4 protein-coding genes are annotated in these 5,339 nt (G+C 56.0%); 2 read left to right on the plus strand and 2 right to left on the minus strand.

The window, feature by feature from the left end:
- Together NW829_RS04615 and NW829_RS04620 are read right to left on the minus strand one after the other, a co-directional pair.
- Nucleotides 1-1,382: DUF2079 domain-containing protein (locus tag NW829_RS04615; protein ID WP_414416539.1), on the minus strand; the 1,382-nt coding region annotated here is incomplete at its 3' end.
- Nucleotides 1,383-1,563: 181 nt separating this feature from the next.
- The gene (locus NW829_RS04620) at nt 1,564-2,697 is read right to left on the minus strand and encodes an anhydro-N-acetylmuramic acid kinase (protein ID WP_414416540.1); all 1,134 of its coding nucleotides are present in this window, start codon (nt 2,695-2,697) and stop codon (nt 1,564-1,566) included.
- A 109-nt stretch (nt 2,698-2,806) separates the two neighbouring features.
- Between NW829_RS04620 and NW829_RS04625 the strand changes: the two genes are divergently transcribed.
- Nucleotides 2,807-4,531: an electron transfer flavoprotein gene (locus NW829_RS04625; protein ID WP_414416541.1), complete on the plus strand. Its 1,725-nt coding sequence runs from the start codon at nt 2,807-2,809 to the stop codon at nt 4,529-4,531.
- A gap of 160 nt (nt 4,532-4,691) precedes the next feature.
- Nucleotides 4,692-5,339 (plus strand): hypothetical protein (locus NW829_RS04630; protein WP_414416542.1); only part of this gene is annotated, 648 nt, incomplete at its 3' end.

Here is a 5,339-nt window from a genome sequence, read left to right on the forward strand (position 1 = left end):
GTTTCCTTCTGTAAAGCTTCGATCAGGATGCGGGAGAACTCTGGAGTGCTGCGCCACCCCGGATGACGGGTGTTGAGCAACACATAATCAAAGGGATCCCACTGAGAGGGCGGGGATCCATTGAAGCGGCCCTCGTCTGTAAAGTAGATTACAGGTCGCTGGGTGAGGTGAGGGCTGATCTCGTGGGTGGTGAGGACGCCCCCTTGGGTGGTGATCTGGGCAAGAGCCTGTCGGGTTGCCTGCCAAGTGTCCAGGGAGCTGAGATAAATCGAGCCGAAAAAGGTGTATTTCCCCAAGGCCAAAAAGGCCAGCGAAGACCAGATCAGGGGCAGTTTTCCATCTTTTATAAAATGGCTCTGGAAGAGGTGATTTTTCACATTCTCGATGACAGCTAAGAACAAGAAAGGAACGATAGGCAAAGCGTACTGATGCACCAGATCTCGATAGGCGGGGTTGCTGGAGAGTATATTCAAACCCAGGGTAGGCAGGGCAGGGATCCAAGGATCCCAGTGTCGCCAAGAGAGGCCCCAAGCCAAAGGCGCAACCAATAAAAATCCATAAAACAGGGTGTCCAGAGAGAAGACTTTGCTCAAAACCAGCATCGGTCTCAAGATTAAACCTTGAACAATTTCCGCAACAGAATTCCCTAGATAGTCGTAATGAGAAACGGCTGCCGGCTCGCTGCCGCTGAAGTGAGGAATGACCCCAAAAGTGGCTATCCCAAACCAAGCTGATCCTGCTGCAATTGCCGTCCAGCCGCCCACTTGGCAGCGCCATTGCCAGCGTTCTTGAATTCGTCCTCTTTCCCAAAGCAACAGCCAGGCTCCCAGGGCGACAACATTGAGAGACAACACTGCTTTACAGCCGAGGATGCCGCTCAAACAGAGAAGGAACCCCCACAATTTTCCAGAGCGAATGCAGAGCACAGCCGCCAAGAAAAGGGGAACGGCCAAAACCTCTGGATGAAAATCAAAAAGGTTGGCGTTAAAAATGGCCGGATAGAGAAGATAGGCTGTGGCAATCACCATCACTTGGCTGGGATCGACCTTGGCCTGAAGTGCAAGGTGATAAATAGCCAATGCTCCCAAGGTTAACGCCAGGGATTGGAGCCCAAACAGCCAATAGACCGAGGGGACAATGCGGTACAAAAAGCTGATGGGATAGAGAATAAAGGCTGCGTGGTCTCCCAAGATGTGGATCCCTCGAATGGTCGAAAACGGAACCTCTCCCCGACTGATTAGATAGATGGATTGGTCGAAGATGCCAAGATCATATCCTCCAGACTGAAACAGGTGATGCCGGACAACACTACAGCCAAAGAGAATGAAGAAATTAAAAATCATGATTGCCAGCAGAAGTGGAGGCAGAGGACGATCCTTCATAAGAACTAGGGCTTTTGATTTATAGATCTTGGCAAGGTAACTTTATCGCTTTTCTCAGCCTTGCGTGACATCCTAGCGAGATCTGGATTCGGCAGAGGCTCCGCCGCAATTCCGGACATTTCTCTTTCCTCGGGAGTATGAGGAATGGCTCAAGCTTGTTGGAGATAACGATACAGATGAGTTAGGACTGGTTACGACAAGAGGGTGTGATTTGGCCCAAGATGGCAGCATGTCTTGCCCCAGTTGCTTCCGGTAAATTGTTGGTCTTACCTTGCCAGGTTTTATAGGCCAATACCGCGAAGGCAAGGGCCTCTTTGGCCTTAGAAGGGATCCCCACTTGGTCGGAAGTCAACAGGGTTGTGGTCGGCAGTTGCTCCTGCAGCAGTTGCATGAGAACAGGGTTTTGGGTGCCGCCACCGCTGAGAATAACTTGATCTGGGGTCGCGGGCAAAAAGTCCCTATAGGCTTGGGCAATGGAGCAGGCCGTAAACCCTGTGAGGGTGGCAATACAGTCGTGAGCAGATATAAATTGGGTCCAAATTTGCTCCAAATAAAGGGATCCAAAATACTCCCGACCAGTGGTTTTGGGCGGTGCCTTTTGAAAATAGGGATCCCGCATCCATTCTGCAACTTTTTCCCAGTGGACTTGGCCTTGGGCAGCCCATTTTCCATCGCGATCAAAGGCTTGTTGTCCTTGGCTGGCCCGCATCACCGCCAGATCGATCAAAATGTTGCCGGGGCCAGTGTCGAAGGCCAAGGGGGATCCCCCACTGTAGAGGCTGGGGAGATAGGTAAGGTTGGCAATGCCGCCGATGTTTTGGGCCACACGATGAAGGTGGGGATGCCTCAACAGCAGCCAATCCACAAAAGCTACCAAAGGTGCGCCTTGACCTCCTGCTGCCATGTCCCGCGCCCGAAAATTGCTCACCACCGGGATCCCGGTCAGCTCGGCAATCACCGCAGCTTCACCGATTTGCAAAGTCGAAGCTTCTGGCCCACTGGGGTTATGCCAAAGGGTTTGGCCATGGCTGCCGATGAGATCGATCTGTTGGGGGGTAAGATGGGCCGCCTGGATCCCTTGCAAGGCCGCTGCCGCAAAAGCTCGACCCAAGCGAAAGTTCAAGGTGCAGATGTGATCTACCGTGCCGGTTTTGGGATTCGCAGCCCGCAAAATCTCTGCCCGCAGCGTCGGGGAATAGGGGATTGTTTGGAAATGTATCAACTCCCACTGTAGGGGATCGTCACCCTCCAGGTGGACGATGGCTACATCGATCCCGTCTACAGAGGTGCCCGACATTAAGCCAATGACAATCATTTTGCTGGCGGCTCAACCAGAGGCTTGAGAAGGTCTAAAGTTTTGCCCTCTTTCTCCCCTCCCCTTTTTAAGATACAGGCAGCGTATCCGGAGCTACCGCGTGGAGAGGATGAGTGAAGCCATCCGCTACGACCTTCTGTTGGTGGGGGGGAGTTCCTCCAACTTGATCTTGGCCCATCGCCTTTTGGATTTGGCCAAGCTATCCGGGCTAAGAATCTCCATCGCCATTTTGGAAAAAGCCCGCCAATTCGGCGGTCACATCGTCAGTGGCGCCATCTGCAACCTCCAAGTGATCGCCAAGCTCTTCCCCGATTTTGAAAGCCAAGGATTTCCCCACGAAGGCCGGGTGGAAGCCAATCACTTGAGCGTGCTGGGATCCCAACAGCGCTGGGATCTGCCGGAAGCGGTGATCCCGCCGGGATTTCGCAAGCAGGGGCAGTTCATTCTCACCCTCAGCCACGTCATCCGTTGGCTGGCCGAAACCCTGCAGGAAAAAGCCAAAGGGATCCCAAATGTTACCCTCGATGTGTTCCCCGGCTTTGCCGCCCATGAAATCCTCTACGACGGGGAGCGGGTGATCGGGGTACGGGCAAGCGATTCTGGCCAAGTTTACGAAGATTGCATCTTTGCCGAACTCACCTGCTTTGGCGACAAAGGCTTCATTTCCAAAGATCTCATCGAGAAGTTTCAACTGCGCCCCAACCCGCAATTGTGGTCGGTGGGGGTCAAAGAGGTGTGGCAGATCCCCCAGTCCCTGCAGGGGCAGGTGTGGCATACCTTGGGCTACCCGGTTTTGGATGGCAGCTTCAGCGGGGGCTTTGTCTATGGCCTCAAAGACAATCGCCTGGCCTTAGGTCTGATCATCGGCCTCGACAGCAAGAACCCCAACCTTAACCCCCAGCAACGTCTGCAGGAGTTCAAGGCTCACCCCTGGATCCAGTCCCTGATTGCCGGCGGCAAGTTGCTCAAGTACGGGGCTGCCGTGATTCCCGAAGGGGGCTACCACAGCCTGCCCACCCGGTTTGGCGTTGAGGGAGCCCTGCTGTTGGGGGATGCGCTGGGGGTGTTGGATGTGGGCAGCTTGGCCGGGGTGGATAATGCCATGGAAACCGGCTATCTGGCGGCGGGCCTCATTCACGATGGCTTCTTGAAAGGGGATCTGCGCATCCAGGCCGACTACCAAAGGGCGGTGATGGAAAGTGCGGTGGGGCAAAACCTCTACCGCAGCCGCTACTTCCGCGAGGCTTTTCTGGAGAACTCCCGCTTGCTGGAAGAATACTTGCCTCAGGTGTGCCGCAGCGTCGATGCCGGCCATCCCTGGCTGGGATCCCTGCGCTGGGGTTTACAGGATCCCGTTCGCCGCGGACGAGAAACTCTGCGCGCCTACACCCTGCTCACCGGGCGGGTCAGCCCCAGCGAGCCACCCCCGCGAGGCTATGTGGCCCCCCACGCTGCCATTCAAGCGGATTTTGTGGCCCCCACAACCTTGGCTCCCCAGGAATTGGCCTCTCGACCGGGCTATTTCTCGCGGCCCGATGCGGTTTTTTTCGCGGATCCCCGCTACCCCGAGGGTAACCGTCACATCCTGGAGTTCGACGCCGAAACCTGCCGCCGGTGCATCGCCACCTACGACAAGCTGAATCGCCCCACCCCCTGCGTGGCCGACTGCACAGCCGAGGTACACCACATCCGCGACCAAAATGGCATCCGCTCCCATGCCATGTCTTTGGAAAACTGCATCCAGTGCCGCACCTGCGAGATCATCTGTCCCCACTTAAACTTGCGGGTCAACCCCAGCTACGAGGGATCCGGGCCGGATTTCTATGGGCTGTAGCCGTTGCTGAGGTTAACTCAGTTCGCTGCAGCTCGCCTGATCCTGGGGGTCTAGCAACTGAGGTGAATGGATCTGGCCATCTTGGCCGGCGATCCCAGGGATCCAAGCAACCTTGGAAATTGGCTAGGTTGGGTTAGGGCTTGTTGGAGATCTTTTGTCGGTGAGTGATTCTTTGGATGTCCAGGCTCCTCTGCCCGCCATTTTGGCCGATCTGCAAGAAGCTCTGGAATCCCTGGGGTTGGGCCATCTTCAGGTACAAGCGCGGCTTTCCGGCCACCGCCTGTTGCTGCGTCTAGAAGGGGATCCCCTGCCTGAGCCGGATGCTTTGCTGGGGAGCCTCTCGCCGGCCTTGGAGCAAATGGCGCTGACCCACAGGCAGCGTCAGGTGGAGCTGTTTGGCTTTCTGGCCAATGAAGGGATCCCAGAATGGCACTGCGAGTGGCGCTACCAGCCCCAGCCCAACCCCAACAGCCCTCTGTATCGCGCTCAGCGGGGGGATGAGGTGGCCATCCAGCAGGTGTTCAATTACCTGTTGCGTCCAGAAGGGATCCAAGCACGGGTTCATTTCCATCCCAAACTGGGCCTCCTGCAGGTGAACTTGCAGGCGGCAGAAGCCCCGGATCCGGATTGGGCTAGGGATTTTCTGCGGCGAGCCTTAACCCGTCTGGAATGGACTTTTTTGCAACGGCTGCGGCTTTCTGGGCAGAAACTGGGCTCTTTTTTCCCGGCCTGGAGCCAAGAGTTCGATCTCAAACAGCCTGCCTTTTGGCAGTCCCCGCAGGTGCCCTTGACCGGGCGATCCCCCATC

The sequence above is a fragment of the Synechococcus sp. R55.8 genome, assembly GCF_047461895.1.
GTDB lineage: Bacteria > Cyanobacteriota > Cyanobacteriia > Thermostichales > Thermostichaceae > Thermostichus.